Below are 13,770 nucleotides of genomic sequence, written 5' to 3'. Positions count from 1 at the left end.
ATAAAATATAAGAAAAGGAGGCGCATTGAGCGCCTCTTTTTTATAGGTTAATTTAGGTTAAAGCGGTTGAAACCCCTGCTGGCGCCATGCTTCATATACAATAACAGCAGTCGCATTTGATAAATTTAAACTGCGTGATTCGGGTGCCATTGGTAAACGAATCCAATGCTGTTCTGGAAACATCAGGCGTACCTGCTCAGGCAAACCACGAGTTTCCGGCCCCATCAGCAAAGCTACCGGACGGTTAAGATCAGCGGTATGCGGCGTTTCAAAGCCTTTAGTGGTTAATGGATAAACCGCATCTATACCAATTCCTTTGGTCTGCAAGTGTGCAAGGCATTCTTCAATATTTTCCCAGATCTGCATACGAGCCCATTCATGATAATCCAGACCTGCACGTTTAAGCTTTTTATCATCAAGTTCAAAACCTAACGGTTTCACCAAATGCAGTTGAGCGCCAGTATTGGCACACAAACGGATAATATTTCCTGTATTTGCAGGAATTTCGGGCTCAAATAACACAACATGAATCACAAATATCTACTCTTTAAAATGGTACAGTTAAGTATTACTGCCACTGCAACTGTTCACGTAAACGAACAACTTCACCAATAATGGTTAAGGTCGGAGCCTGAATCTGATGTTCTGAAACTTTAGAGACAATATCTGCCAGTGTGCCGATTACTACTTTCTGCTCTGGTGTAGTGCCTTTAGAAACCAGTGCAACCGGCATATCTGGGCGCTGGCCATGTTCTATCAGTCTTTCACAGATTTTTTCAAGTCCTACCAGACCCATATACAATACTAATGTCTGATTCTCATACACCAACTCTGACCATGGCAGTTCCGGTGAACCTTCCTTTAAATGCCCCGTCAAAAAACGCACACTTTGAGCATAATCGCGATGAGTTAATGGAATACCGGCGTAAGCAGAGCAACCAGATGCCGCAGTAATACCCGGCACGACCTGAAATGCGATACCTGCTGCAAACAGCTCTTCAATTTCCTCACCTCCACGTCCAAAAATAAACGGGTCACCTCCCTTAAGACGGCAAACCCGCTTTCCTTGTTGTGCATACTTTACCAATAAGGCATTAATTCCTTCTTGCGGTACGGCATGGTTGGAACGCGCTTTACCAACATACACCTTTTCTGCATCACGTCGACAAAGTTCCAGAATAGGTCCAGAGACCAGACGGTCATAAATGACTACATCGGCCTGTTGCATCAAACGCAGGGCTTTTAAAGTAAGTAATTCTGGATCACCGGGACCTGCCCCGACCAGGTAGACCTCACCTTTTGGCGTTTTCCAGGTTGAGAGGGCCTGCTCGATTAGCTGCTCTGCATCGGTCAACCTGTCATTAAACACCTGTTCTTTAAGCGGACTGGCATACAGCTCTTCCCAAAATATCCGGCGCTCATCAGGATTGACTATTACTTCCTTAACGCGACTACGCCATTTTCCAGAGAATTCAGCCAGTTTACCCATTCCATAGGGAATAGCCGCTTCGAGCTGGGTTCGAATCTGGCGCGATAATACTGGTGATGTTCCGTTACTGGCAATCGATATTACCAAGGGTGAACGGTCAATAATTGCTGGCACCATAAAACGGCAATGTGGAGGGTCATCGACACTGTTCACTAAAACATGATTTGTCTCACAGTCCAGAAAAACCTGCCGGTTTACCTCTGCAACATTGGTTGCGGCAATAACCAGACGATACTGCTTTAATTTAATATCAGCCGGATAACTTAGTGCAATATGCTGTCCGGCTGTTTGCATGACAATCTCTGCTAGTGCCGGGTCAATATCGGGTGCCAGTACATCAATGATGGCACCTGCCTGAGAGAGCAAGACCGCTTTGCGGTAAGCAATCTTTCCTCCTCCTACAATCAGACAAGGTTGCTGCTGCAACTTTAAAGAGATTGGAAAAATATCCACAAATTTTACCCTCATATCACTGCAATATTTTATCATCATCCCTTTGAACCGGGATGTTAAAAAGTAAATAAATAGCAAAAAACTTGCCATTTTTGGTTTATCAGCTGGTGCAAAAATGGATAAAGCTTGAACTCAATTTGGATAGTCAAATTTACTGATGATGTCGATGATAGATCTAATTATTCAGGAGATTACTATCATGGCTGGATCTTATATTGACGTCCAAACAGCAACAGGTTCGTTTAAAGCATATCTTTCCGTTCCAGAAGCAGGCCAAGGCCCAGGCCTGGTTTTGTGCCAGGAAATCTTTGGTGTAAATGAAGTGATGCGCTAAAAAGCAGACTTTCTGGCAGAAGAAGGTTACACCGTAATTGTGCCAGACTTATTCTGGCGCATTCGGCCTAATGTTGAACTCGGTTATACCGATGACGATTGCCAGAAGGCCTTCGACTTATATACCAAATTTGATCAAGACACAGGTATTGAAGATATTCAGTCTACTATCAATACCCTTAAACACTTAGAAACTGTAAATCAGGAAACAAGTATAGGTTTAGTCGGTTATTGCTTAGGCGGGAAACTCGCTTATCTAGCTGCTTGCCGTATTCCGGAATTAGGTTGTGCAGTGTCGTACTACGGCGTAGGTATTGAACAGAATCTTGATGAAGCGAAGAATATCAAGTCTAAGCTGGTTTCGCATTTTGCAGAACTTGACCAATTCTCTGATACCAACACACGGGAAAAAATTCTTTCTGCATTAAAAGATAATACAAAGATCGAAACCTATGTCTACCCAGGCGTAGATCATGCATTTGCTCGTCCGAACAGTATGCACTATGACAAACCAAGTGCATTAATGGCACATGAGCGCAGTATTACGGCACTCCGCAAAGCGATTGGTCCACACTATGACCTCGCTGCCCTATGGGAAGAACACGTCCGTTTCGAATTTGATACGCGAAATGTGCCAGATACGATGGCAACCATGGTTGCTGAACCTTATGTAAATCATATCCCAACCTTAACAGGTGGTGTGGGTTATAAACAACTTGCACGTTTTTATCAGTATCACTTTATACATAACAATCCGAAAGACATGAAATTAACTCCAATTTCACGCACTATCGGCTCTACGCAAGTGGTGGATGAATTCATCATGAGCTTTACCCATGATGAAGAAATCGATTGGTTAATTCCAGGAATTAAGCCAACAGGCAAATATGTCGAGATTCCGATGCTCGGAATTATCAAATTCCGTGGACCAAAACTTTGCCATGAGCATATCTACTGGGATCAGGCAAGCCTGCTTGTACAAATCGGGGTACTAGACCCAACCGGCCTACCAGTTGCAGGTATTGAAACTGCGAAGAAACTTCTGGACGAAACGTTCCCCTCAAATGAATTGATGCCCACTTGGCCATCAAGTGAAAACAAATCTGTTGGCGAATAAGGAATAAGGTTCTGACTCTTCGAGCCTCTATGAAGGAATATGATTATGCTGAATGTAATGACCCCAGTAATACAACTTGAACCACGGTCACTTCGCCAACTACTTGGTCAATACGCCACAGGTATTACGGTAGTGACTGCCCTAGATGTGAATCAAAAAAAATAGGAATGACAGCCAACTCCTTCACATCAGTTTCACTGGCCCCCCGCTTATTCTCTGGAATATCGCAAAGTCAGCAACCCATTTTGAAGATTTCAAACAGGCAGAATACTTTGCAATCAATATTCTTAATGAAGATCAGTATTTAGAATCAAAACATTTTTCTAAATCTGCGGATGACAAATTCGAGGGACTCGATGATGTAGAAGAGTACATGGGCATACTAATTTTAAACAAGTCCCTCACGACTTTTGTGTGTCGTCAGTATGAACTGCATGAAGCGGGTGATCATTACATCATCGTTGGCCAAATTGAAGCGTGCCGTAATCAAATGGGTAATCCACTGGTATTCCATAACGGACAGTATAAACAGGCCAATGTACACCAAACTTTTGCTGGTGTGTAACCCGACTCATTTGTTTAAAGGATTTTCAAAATGAAACAACATCACTTTTTTAATAATAACCGGTTTTTATTAGGTTCATTTGCTTCAAACTGTTCAGGTGGCATGACCGTTTCAACACTTGAAGATCGTTGGAATGCAAGTTGGGAGAAGAATTTAGAACTTGGTAAAATGCTGGATGAGGCGGGGATCGACTTCATGCTACCGATTGCACGCTTTACTGGCTATGGGGGGCAGACAGATTTCCAGGGTACAATTTTGGAAACCATGACGTGGGCAGCTGCTTTACTAGCCTTGACAAAAGACATTACTGTCTTTGCCACAATTCAGACAGTACCTAACCATCCTGTAGTTGTTGCCAAACAGATTGCAACATTATCTGAAATCAGCCAAGGTCGTATTGGTTTAAATATTGTCGCCGGATGGAACAAACCTGAATATGAAGCTTTAGGATTATATTTACCCGACGACCATGAAACACGCTATGGGTATGCACAAGACTGGTACGATTTAATTAAAAAAGTATGGACCAGTGAAGAAAAATTTGATTTCGAAAGCAACTTTTTCAAAACTAAAGGAACTTATGGAAAACCGAAACCCCTAGTCCACCCTCCAATTTTTAATGCAGCAGGCTCTAAAAATGGTCGTGAGTTTGCAGTAAACAATGCAGACTTCCTGTTTACGCCAGCCTCTGATTTGGGCCGGAGTAAAACTGAAATTGAAGAATTAAAACAAGCAGGTCTTAAAGTGAATCGCAAGGTTAATGTGATGACCTTTTCACACGTGATTTGCCGTCCAACGCAAGAAGAAGCCCAGGCTGAATGGGATCGTCAACTCAACAATGCCGACGTGGTAGCTGTCGATAACTTGATGAATCTAATGTTCGCGCATGCTCAAAGTTTTCCAAAAGAAGTTCAACAATCGATTCGTGAGGCCATGAGTGTTGGCCATGGGGGGTTTCCTCTGGTAGGGACCCCAGAACACGTTGCTCAAGGCATTATTGACTTACATAAAGCAGGCTTCAGGGGTACAACGCTTTCTTTCCTTGATTATAGCCGCGAGTTTCCATACTTCCGTGACTATGTTTTACCCATACTAGAAAAATATAATATTCGTTAACCCCCTAAACCGACACATTTACTGTCGGTTTATTTTTTTAAGGAGGATTTTATTGTGAAATTTTTATTACATGAGTTAAGTGCAGGTGTCTTATGCTGCTTTCTTACGACAACTACATTGGCGGCTAATTGGAGCAATACCTCTTTAGCAGCCAGTTATGGAAGAGACTTTTCTGAACCTTTTAAAAATGATGCACAAGGTAATGCGATTGATATTGAAAAGTACATATTTAGTTTGGTTCACTTAAGTGGCTATACCTATGGGACCAATTTTTTCCAATTAAATATGCACCAATCATCCAAATACCAATAAAGCATCTGGTCATGGAGCTCAAGAAGCTTATGTTATTTATCGGCACACCTTGGATATTCCAAGTATTACACAACACAAAATCGAAGATTCTGCCTGGTTAAAAAGCTATGGTTTCACTGTTGGTTTTGACTGGAATACCAAAAATGATGACTATGGTTCTAATCGTCAAATGTATGTTGCCGGTCCAAGTATCACCCTAAATGTACCTGGTTATTTAAATCTAAGTTTACTGGGCTATTATGAAAGCAATGATGCCAATGTTTTAACCAGTAAATACATGTATGATCCATATCTTGCCTTACAAGTACTTTGGGATTTTCCAGTAATGCAAAGTAATTGGAATTACCAGGGAATTGGTGTTTGGATGAGTCCTAAAGGCAAAAATGAAACCGGTGGCAAGACGGCAAGTGAAATTTTTGTCGATATGTCACTCATGTATTCTTTATTGAAAGACAAATCTGTTCACCAGCCAAAATTGAAAGCTGGAGTTCCCTATCAATACTGGAAAAACAAGTATGGTAATAATGAATCAGGGGTAGCAGGACGGGGAGCAACAGCAAGTAGCCCCATGCTTAGGCTTGCCTATCACTTTTAAATGATAACTTACCTGAACTCTAATGAATTACCAGATCAGTATTTTTATATTATTTTGATTTAAATAATTTTATTTAAGATGAGATAAAACACAAAAGCAAAGATTATGGATTGATTTTTGCATAGAAAATATCAGCAAGCTAAGGATAGAGGTAATTATGTATAGTCAGCAACATAGGTCTATTTCTAGAATTCAGTCTCACTCGCAGAATATTCATGATGCCAGGCACTGTCTTGATTTAATTATTGGTCCACATGATTTAGTTGACTCGAATAAATATGAACCTCTAGATTTTAGTTTTCATGGTTCACAGATCGGTCGTATGATTATTGGTGACTTAACTTACGGTAAAGATATTATTTTTAAAACCCATGACCAAGAGGATATGAACTATTTTTGTATTACGCGCCCTAAAAATGGGCGTCCCTTGTTTAAAAAAGATGGTGCTATTTTCTATGCATGTCATGATCAGGCTTCAATTGTTTCTCCTGAAGATAAATTTGAATTAATCATCGATAAAAACTGTATTCAAACCTTCATTTCTTTTTCAAAAACTTTTGTTGAAAAAATCTTATCTGATTTAATTTCTCAACCCGTAATACAACCTCTTATTTTTGAGAATGTAATGGATAGTCACAATCCCAAAATTAAAGCCTGGTGGGATTTAATCGACAGCATCAAGAACTTTACGTATAATTTTACCAATGCCTCTTTCTTTCAAGAAATGCGGTCAGATTTTGAATATATTATTGTCAAATCATTATTATTGTCACAGCCAAACAATTACAGTGATTTGATTTATAAAAATACTCTGGACTACCCCGATTTTCTTAATCGGTTATTAGAATTTATTCAAAAAAATATACAGCAAAAAATTGAAATTTCAGATCTGGAATACGCTTCGGGTTTAAGTAAAAAGAAATTAAATACAATTTTTAAAAAATATTTAAAATGCAGCCCGAATGCCTATATCCGACATTACCGACTTAAATGTATTTATAATGAAATTTCCCAATCAAGCTATAAGATTAATATTACTGAGATTGCATACAAATGGGGAGTCACGCATTTAGGTCGCTTTTCTATTGAATATAAAGAAGCATTTGGTGAAAAACCTAGCGAGACTTTAAAGAAAATTATAGAACGCTAATTAGCACATCATAACTTAGGTATTAATTCGAATTTATTGATTCATAAAAAAAGCTAAATCAGATGATTTAGCTTTTTGAATTGATCAATTAATCAATAAATTCTTGTCCGCCCATATATGGACGTAATACCTCAGGAATTTCAATCGAGCCATCAGCACGTTGGTAATTTTCCATCACAGCCAATAGCGTACGTCCAACAGCCAAACCTGAACCATTTAATGTATGCACAAATTCGGTTTTTTTCTGGTCTACACGGTATCGGGCCTTCATACGACGAGCCTGAAAATCCCCCATATTAGAACAAGAGGAAATCTCGCGATAGGTATTTTGGCTAGGCACCCACACTTCCAGATCATAGGTTTTAGTGGCACCAAAGCCCATATCTCCACCACATAGCAAAATTTTACGATATGGTAAACCCAGTGCCTGCAAAATGCTCTCTGCATGGGCAGTAAGTTCTTCAAGTGCCTGCATGGATGTTTCAGGCTTAACGATCTGTACCATTTCCACTTTATCAAACTGATGCTGGCGGATCAGGCCTCGGGTATCACGGCCATAAGAACCGGCTTCACTACGAAAACATGGCGTGTGCGCTGCATATTTCAATGGAAGGCGAGCAGTATCAATAATCTCGTCACGCACAAAATTCGTTACAGGTACTTCTGCAGTCGGGATCAGGTAATATTCTTTTTCCCCCTGCAATTTGAATAGGTCTTCTTCAAATTTTGGTAGCTGGCCTGTGCCACGCAGGGAATCAGCATTTACCAGATAAGGCACATACGCTTCGGTATACCCGTTTTTAAGGGTGTGCGTATCGAGCATAAACTGGGTTAAAGCACGTTGCAGCCGCGCCAGAGGACCTTTAAGTACACTAAAACGTGAGCCGGTTAATTTGGTGGCTGTTTCAAACTCCAGTCCACCCATCCACTCGCCCAGGTCTGTATGGTCCTTGATTTCAAAGTCAAACTGACGTGGAGTACCCCATGTTAAAATTTCAACATTGTCACTTTCATCTTTGCCTGCTGGTACAGACTCATCTGGCAGATTAGGAATATTCATTGATTTGGTTTCAAGCTCGGCTTGCAGTTCAGCCAGTGCCAGTTCAGCAGCTTTGATTTCATCACCAATTGCTGACATACGTGTCATAATCTCTGATGCGTCTTCACCTGCTTTTTTAAGCTGACCAACCTGCTTTGCTCCGGCATTACGTTCTGCCTGCAAATTTTCAGTCTTCTGCTGGATTTCCTTACGGCGCACTTCCAGAGCTGCCCATTCTTCCACATCAAGCTGAACACCGCGTTTTGCCAATGCTAAATTTACAGCCTCAATATTATTTCTGAGTAATTTCGGGTCAATCATAGCCAATCATAAATAAGGTAAAAAACTGGCTATAGTGTAAGCTCTTCAAGGCAAAAAATACAGACAGCACAGGAAGTTGTTCGGATGATTCGCATAATAAGCCCACAATTTCAACTATAGTGCCCTTCCTTTCTATAGCGGATATATAAGAGAAACTATAATAAAAAAGCTGCCACAAGGCAGCTTTTTAAATTTAAAAGAATTTATTTACTGGTCAATAATATCGGTGCCTTTTGGCGGAGTGAAATTAAAGGTAGAGGCCGGAATAGAAGCATTAACTTTTACATTGCTAAATTTTACATAGGTGGTCTGGCCAAGTGAATCTTCTAAAATCATCAGGCTTGGAGCTTTGTTAGTACCAAAGCTAATAGTCAGGCTCTGAAAAGCCCCTTCATTATTCTTTGGATAAAGGGTGTAATAGGTTTTGGCTTTATTTGGTTGCGTTACCCGATAAGACTGCATAATTTGACTGGTATTACCAGAGAGCAGTAACGCTGGTGTATTTGAGACCTGTTCATCTAAAGACTGACGGACTGCCTGCTGAAGATCAGGGTCATAAATCCAGACTGTTTTACCGGTAGTAACAATTGTCTGTTTAGACGGGCTGCTGGTTTCCCAGAAAAATTTTCCAGGACGCTCAACTTTCATTGTACCTTTAAAGGTCTGGTTCATATGTTGAGCTGTCAGGCCTTTCTGCTTTTTAGGCGCATTGCCACTAACTTTAGTGGTCTGTTCAAAATTGGCGCTCAGACTTTGTAGGCCTTTGAGCTGCTGAACCAGATTTGCAGTTGCCTGCTGCTCCGATGCCGCCACAGGCGCAGCGATAACAGAGGTACTGATTACTGGCGCCAAGGTGGCTGCACCCACTGTCATAGCACATATGGTTTTACGAAGCATATTCATATAATCACCTTTATATTTGCCTGATCTCATTTATTTGAGTTTCATCTTAACTGACAAACTCTGGCCTAATCATTGAGAATATAAGATATTTTGTTATGTTCTTCATGCAGTTTGTTGAAATTTATCCATCATGATGAAGATTTTTTCTATAACTTTAGATATAAAAAAAGCCCACATTTACAGTGGGCTTTTCTCAAACAGTTTAAACTTATACAGCTTCAACTGTTACGTAGCGACGGCCAAATTGACCTTTCACCTCGAATTTTACTACGCCATCAGCAGTAGCAAATAAAGTATGGTCACGGCCCATACCTACATTTGCACCAGCGTGGAATTCTGTACCACGTTGACGAACGATGATGTTACCAGCAGTCACAGTTTGACCACCATAAATTTTAACACCTAACATTTTTGGGTTTGAATCACGACCGTTACGTGTCGAACCACCGGCTTTTTTGTGAGCCATGTCTCTTACTCCTCGTAATTAGCCTGAAATACCAGTAATTTTCAACTCGGTAAACCATTGACGGTGACCTTGTTGTTTACGGTAATGTTTACGACGACGCATTTTGATGATGCGGATTTTGTCGTGACGACCATGGCCAACTACTTCTGCAGTTACTTTAGCGCCAGCGACTACTGGAGCACCGATTTGAATGCTTTCGCCGTTCACAACCATTAGTACGTCGTCAAACGTAATAGTTGAGCCAGTTTCAGCTTTCAACAATTCAACTTTAAGGGTTTCACCCTCAACTACACGGTGCTGTTTACCACCGCTTTGGATTACTGCGTACATAATGTACTCCAATCATGCCCGTGTCGTCGTGCCGGCAAAGGGATATACCGATCTTAAGACGAGCGCCACTGGGGTTATACAAGGCCAAAGATTTTAAGTGAAAACCGATCAAACAACAAGTAATTTACCCAAAATATTCAGACGACATTTGTATACACACTATTCTTTTTCCCTTACCGGTATTTTCAGTGATTTTTCTTTGCATTTTTAAGGCCACGCTGTATCTTGTCTGGCGCAACAGCATCATGGCAGCAGTTCTTTAGAAGAATATACTCAAAGGCAGCGGACCTTAAACTAAAGGCTCCCGTCTGGTTTAAGCCCTAGAATTTTGGCTACCTTCCTGGCTGCTTTAGGATACAATAGCTTTAATTTTTTAAGTATCAGCTATCTAAAGGCTGGTCACGGTGTTTAGACGTCTCACTGTTTAACTGTGCATCCGATTACTTTCGCAAGAGGTTCTTCTTCATATGGCCATCGATTTCAAGCAAGATATTCTCGCTCCTGTTGCTCAAGATTTTGCAGCGATGGACCAGTTTATTAATGAAGGAATCAGCTCCAAGGTCGCACTGGTCATGTCAGTCAGCAAGCATGTCGTTGAAGCAGGCGGAAAGCGCATGCGTCCGATTATGTGCTTACTGGCCGCTTATGCCTGTGGTGAAACCAATTTAAAGCATGCACAGAAGCTGGCGGCCATTATTGAAATGCTGCATACGGCGACTCTGGTACATGATGATGTGGTAGATGAGTCTGGCTTACGTCGTGGCAGACCAACAGCAAATGCGACATGGAATAACCAGACTGCGGTACTAGTGGGGGATTTTCTGATTGCCCGGGCATTTGATCTGCTGGTTGATCTGGACAATATGATCTTGTTAAAGGACTTCTCTACAGGAACCTGTGAGATTGCTGAGGGTGAAGTATTGCAGTTGCAGGCACAGCATCAGCCAGATACGACAGAAGCTGTTTATTTACAGATTATTCACGGTAAAACCTCACGGTTGTTCGAACTGGCGACCGAAGGCGCTGCAATACTAGCAGGCAAACCTGAATACCGTGAACCTTTACGTCGTTTTGCCGGACACTTTGGCAATGCTTTTCAGATTATTGATGATATTCTGGATTACACTTCAGATGCTGATACGCTCGGCAAAAATATTGGCGATGACTTGATGGAAGGCAAACCCACCCTGCCGCTGATTGCAGCAATGCAAAATACTCAAGGTGAACAGCGCGACCTAATCCGTCGCAGCATTGCCACTGGCGGTACTTCACAGCTTGAACAAGTTATTGCGATTGTACAAAATTCGGGAGCGCTGGATTATTGCCATAAGCGTGCTACTGAAGAAACCGAGCGAGCATTACAGGCACTAGAAATATTACCTGAGAGTACTTACCGGCAGGCGCTGGTTAACTTGACCCGCTTAGCTTTAGACCGAATCCAATAATATTATTAAAAATTTTATGCATTTAAACTTTCAAGATCTTTTTCTCAGAATGCACCAGCAGCTTGAGCAACCTCAAGCTGTATTAGATGAAAATATTCTTATTGAGCTGGTTAACCGTCTACGCCCCGCTGATACCAAAAATACCGAAGAAATTGAAAGAAAATTTCGGGCATTTATTCAGTCGCTTTTAATTACACCGGCCGCTGCCTGTACATTTCAAACTTTTGTTCTACGTATTATTAATCATTACCGGCAAACCGCACTTTATGCTGACAGCGGCATTTTATCGTTAGATGGTTTCTGGAATCAGTTTACCCAGCGTTTAGGTGCACACTTTTTGCCGCTGATCAATGATGAAACCCAGCTGACCGATCTGCTGCACCGTGTCTTTCATCAGCGTACTGACAAATACTGGCTAGAAAATATTGATAGCCAGGACTGGCAACTGTTCTTTAGCTTGATTAGCCGCAGTAATGGCAATATGGCAGAGAAGCAGTCAGTCCGTGATGAAATGATCCGCGCGATTACCGTTTTATCTTACCGGATTAGTGGTATTGGACTCTATCCGGAGTTTATTAATGCCTATCCTGAACTGACCGAATACGAATCCCCCTTTCTGGTCCAGAATCGGGAAGTCGTGGAATTTATTGTCCGCTATAAAAAGCTGCTTCAAAATCTGGACCAGTTTGCCGTGATGGAGCCACCAGATGCATCACAGGCATTTGTGATGTTTGAACAGTGCCGGGATGTCGTGCTCAAGATTCGCCGGTCTACCAAGCGTATTGGGGTAAGTTTAAGCCTCGCCTATCTGCTTTCCCTGCTTGAGCAATGTGTGGACCGGATTGAATTGCTGCTGCATATCGTCACTGTAGAAGATATTTATACTTATGATGCACTCAGCCAGCTGCTGAGTGAGCTGGTCAAGGCACATTATAGTGAAAAAAGTGTACGGGCTTTATTGACCACTACCAGTGAGCTGATTGCCTTACAGGTAACTGAGAATGCCAGCCGGACCGGTGAGCATTATGTAAGTACCGATAAAAAGGGCTTTTTTTCAATGTATAAGGCCGCAGCAGGTGCAGGGGTAATTATTGCCACAATGGCAACCCTTAAAATCCTGATGGCGCGTCTGGCCATGGCTCCGCTCATGCAGGCCTTTATGTTCAGCATGAATTACTCTTTAGGCTTCGTACTGATTCATGTCTTGCATTTTACAGTAGCGACCAAACAGCCAGCTATGACCGCAGCAGCGCTCGCTGCCACGGTACAGCATAAGAAAGGCTCTCGCACCGCACAAATTGCAGAACTGGCAGCCCTGATTATTAATATTATCCGGACTCAGTTTATTGCAATCTTGGGTAATATCTCGATAGCCATACCAACCGCAGCGCTGATTACCCTGCTATGGGAAGCCGGGATGCAAGAACCTCTAATGACCCATATGAAAGCTACCAAGCTTTTGCATGACTTGAATCCCTTTACTTCCCTTGCTCTGCCCCATGCAGCAATTGCCGGTGTTTGCCTGTTCCTCTCGGGACTGATTGCCGGCTATTTCGACAATATGGCAGTTTACCGTAAAGTAGGACCACGCCTGAAAGCGCATCCCCAATTAAAAAATCTGATGGGACAAGACCGCCTAGACCGTTTTTCTGCCTATATTGAACGTAATCTAGGAGCACTTGCCGGTAACTTTCTATTTGGGATTATGCTGGGCAGTATGGGAACACTGGGTTTTATTTTAGGATTACCCCTAGATATCCGGCATATTGCCTTTGCATCGGCCAATTTTATTCAGGGTCTGATGAATATTAATGGCGGGCCAGATCTTGGCCTCATCATTGTTTCTTTTCTGGGCGTCCTGCTTATTGGCTTAACTAACTTGTTTGTCAGTTTTAGTCTCACCATTATTGTAGCTTTACGTGCACGACGGGTTCGTTTTGAGCAATGGAAACCTTTGGCAAAGTTAGTTTTGACACATTTTATGACCCGTCCTAGTGATTTTTTCTGGCCCCCTAAAATTGAGGAAGCGGCAAATTCTGTAGATAACTCGCTGTCTAAACCAGAAAAATAACTTAATTTTGTTGCGTTTATGTGATATTGCTTCTAACTGCTCAGTTAAAAATAAGATAATTCTAG

Annotated in this window: 13 protein-coding genes and 1 pseudogene; 8 read left to right on the top strand and 6 right to left on the bottom strand. The window is 41.8% G+C overall.

From position 1 onward, the window contains the following. Positions 1 to 57: 57 nt before the first annotated feature. A complete protein-coding gene (locus AC0VYT_RS03585; protein WP_005015835.1) occupies positions 58 to 534 on the bottom strand; it encodes a tRNA (cytidine(34)-2'-O)-methyltransferase in 477 nt (158 codons plus the stop codon). Between the two features lie 34 nt (positions 535 to 568). Next, positions 569 to 1,942 carry a siroheme synthase CysG gene (gene cysG, locus AC0VYT_RS03580; RefSeq protein WP_005015838.1) on the bottom strand — a complete coding sequence of 458 codons (1,374 nt, stop codon included), beginning with the start codon at positions 1,940 to 1,942 and terminating at the stop codon, positions 569 to 571. Positions 1,943 to 2,141: 199 nt separating this feature from the next. Here cysG and AC0VYT_RS03575 point away from each other — a divergent pair. The 6 genes and pseudogenes from AC0VYT_RS03575 (at position 2,142) to AC0VYT_RS03550 (ending at position 7,130) form a co-directional block, all read left to right on the top strand. Next, a pseudogene (locus AC0VYT_RS03575) lies at positions 2,142 to 3,392 on the top strand (dienelactone hydrolase family protein). 151 nt (positions 3,393 to 3,543) lie between these two features. After that, complete coding sequence (locus AC0VYT_RS03570; RefSeq protein WP_005404301.1) at positions 3,544 to 3,957, top strand: flavin reductase family protein; 414 nt, start codon at positions 3,544 to 3,546, stop codon at positions 3,955 to 3,957. Between the two features lie 30 nt (positions 3,958 to 3,987). Next, positions 3,988 to 5,073: an LLM class flavin-dependent oxidoreductase gene (locus AC0VYT_RS03565; RefSeq protein WP_248130371.1), complete on the top strand. Its 1,086-nt coding sequence runs from the start codon at positions 3,988 to 3,990 to the stop codon at positions 5,071 to 5,073. 54 nt (positions 5,074 to 5,127) lie between these two features. Beyond that, a complete protein-coding gene (locus AC0VYT_RS03560; RefSeq protein WP_005015852.1) occupies positions 5,128 to 5,385 on the top strand; it encodes a hypothetical protein in 258 nt (85 codons plus the stop codon). 49 nt (positions 5,386 to 5,434) lie between these two features. After that, the gene (locus AC0VYT_RS03555; protein ID WP_005015854.1) at positions 5,435 to 5,980 is read left to right on the top strand and encodes a hypothetical protein; all 546 of its coding nucleotides are present in this window, start codon (positions 5,435 to 5,437) and stop codon (positions 5,978 to 5,980) included. 157 nt (positions 5,981 to 6,137) lie between these two features. Then, positions 6,138 to 7,130 (top strand): AraC family transcriptional regulator, encoded by a 993-nt coding sequence (locus AC0VYT_RS03550; RefSeq protein ID WP_005015857.1) that lies wholly within the window; start codon positions 6,138 to 6,140, stop codon positions 7,128 to 7,130. Positions 7,131 to 7,218: 88 nt separating this feature from the next. Here AC0VYT_RS03550 and serS read toward each other — a convergent pair whose 3' ends face one another. The 4 genes from serS to rplU form a co-directional block, all read right to left on the bottom strand. Next, entirely contained in the window at positions 7,219 to 8,490 is a 1,272-nt protein-coding gene (gene serS, locus AC0VYT_RS03545) for a serine--tRNA ligase (RefSeq protein ID WP_005024948.1), read from the bottom strand. Positions 8,491 to 8,697: 207 nt separating this feature from the next. Further along, a complete protein-coding gene (gene lolA / locus AC0VYT_RS03540; protein ID WP_248123088.1) occupies positions 8,698 to 9,393 on the bottom strand; it encodes an outer membrane lipoprotein periplasmic chaperone LolA in 696 nt (231 codons plus the stop codon). Between the two features lie 208 nt (positions 9,394 to 9,601). After that, positions 9,602 to 9,859 (bottom strand): 50S ribosomal protein L27, encoded by a 258-nt coding sequence (gene rpmA, locus AC0VYT_RS03535; RefSeq protein WP_005015863.1) that lies wholly within the window; start codon positions 9,857 to 9,859, stop codon positions 9,602 to 9,604. An 18-nt stretch (positions 9,860 to 9,877) separates the two neighbouring features. Beyond that, entirely contained in the window at positions 9,878 to 10,189 is a 312-nt protein-coding gene (gene rplU / locus AC0VYT_RS03530) for a 50S ribosomal protein L21 (RefSeq protein WP_005015865.1), read from the bottom strand. A gap of 467 nt (positions 10,190 to 10,656) precedes the next feature. On the opposite strand from rplU, the gene sdsA reads away from it, so the two are divergent. Beyond that, the gene (gene sdsA, locus AC0VYT_RS03525; protein WP_005015869.1) at positions 10,657 to 11,634 is read left to right on the top strand and encodes an All-trans-nonaprenyl-diphosphate synthase; all 978 of its coding nucleotides are present in this window, start codon (positions 10,657 to 10,659) and stop codon (positions 11,632 to 11,634) included. A gap of 16 nt (positions 11,635 to 11,650) precedes the next feature. Further along, positions 11,651 to 13,705: a site-specific recombinase gene (locus tag AC0VYT_RS03520; RefSeq protein ID WP_005404305.1), complete on the top strand. Its 2,055-nt coding sequence runs from the start codon at positions 11,651 to 11,653 to the stop codon at positions 13,703 to 13,705. The last annotated feature ends 65 nt before the right edge of the window (positions 13,706 to 13,770 follow it).

It is taken from the genome of Acinetobacter sp. QJM3NY_42 (assembly GCF_056173745.1).
The sequence above is the reverse complement of the archived record's forward strand: the minus strand, read 5'-3'. Positions and strand labels throughout refer to the sequence as shown.

What these genes read in the sequence shown, in the direction of transcription:
- AC0VYT_RS03565 (WP_248130371.1), top strand. Translation starts at nt 3,988, where the DNA reads ATGAAACAACATCACTTTTTTAATAATAACCGGTTTTTATTAGGTTCA.
- AC0VYT_RS03550 (WP_005015857.1), top strand. Translation starts at nt 6,138, where the DNA reads ATGTATAGTCAGCAACATAGGTCTATTTCTAGAATTCAGTCTCACTCG.
- serS (WP_005024948.1), bottom strand. Translation starts at nt 8,490, where the DNA reads ATGATTGACCCGAAATTACTCAGAAATAATATTGAGGCTGTAAATTTA.
- lolA (WP_248123088.1), bottom strand. Translation starts at nt 9,393, where the DNA reads ATGAATATGCTTCGTAAAACCATATGTGCTATGACAGTGGGTGCAGCC.
- rpmA (WP_005015863.1), bottom strand. Translation starts at nt 9,859, where the DNA reads ATGGCTCACAAAAAAGCCGGTGGTTCGACACGTAACGGTCGTGATTCA.
- rplU (WP_005015865.1), bottom strand. Translation starts at nt 10,189, where the DNA reads ATGTACGCAGTAATCCAAAGCGGTGGTAAACAGCACCGTGTAGTTGAG.
- sdsA (WP_005015869.1), top strand. Translation starts at nt 10,657, where the DNA reads ATGGCCATCGATTTCAAGCAAGATATTCTCGCTCCTGTTGCTCAAGAT.
- AC0VYT_RS03520 (WP_005404305.1), top strand. Translation starts at nt 11,651, where the DNA reads ATGCATTTAAACTTTCAAGATCTTTTTCTCAGAATGCACCAGCAGCTT.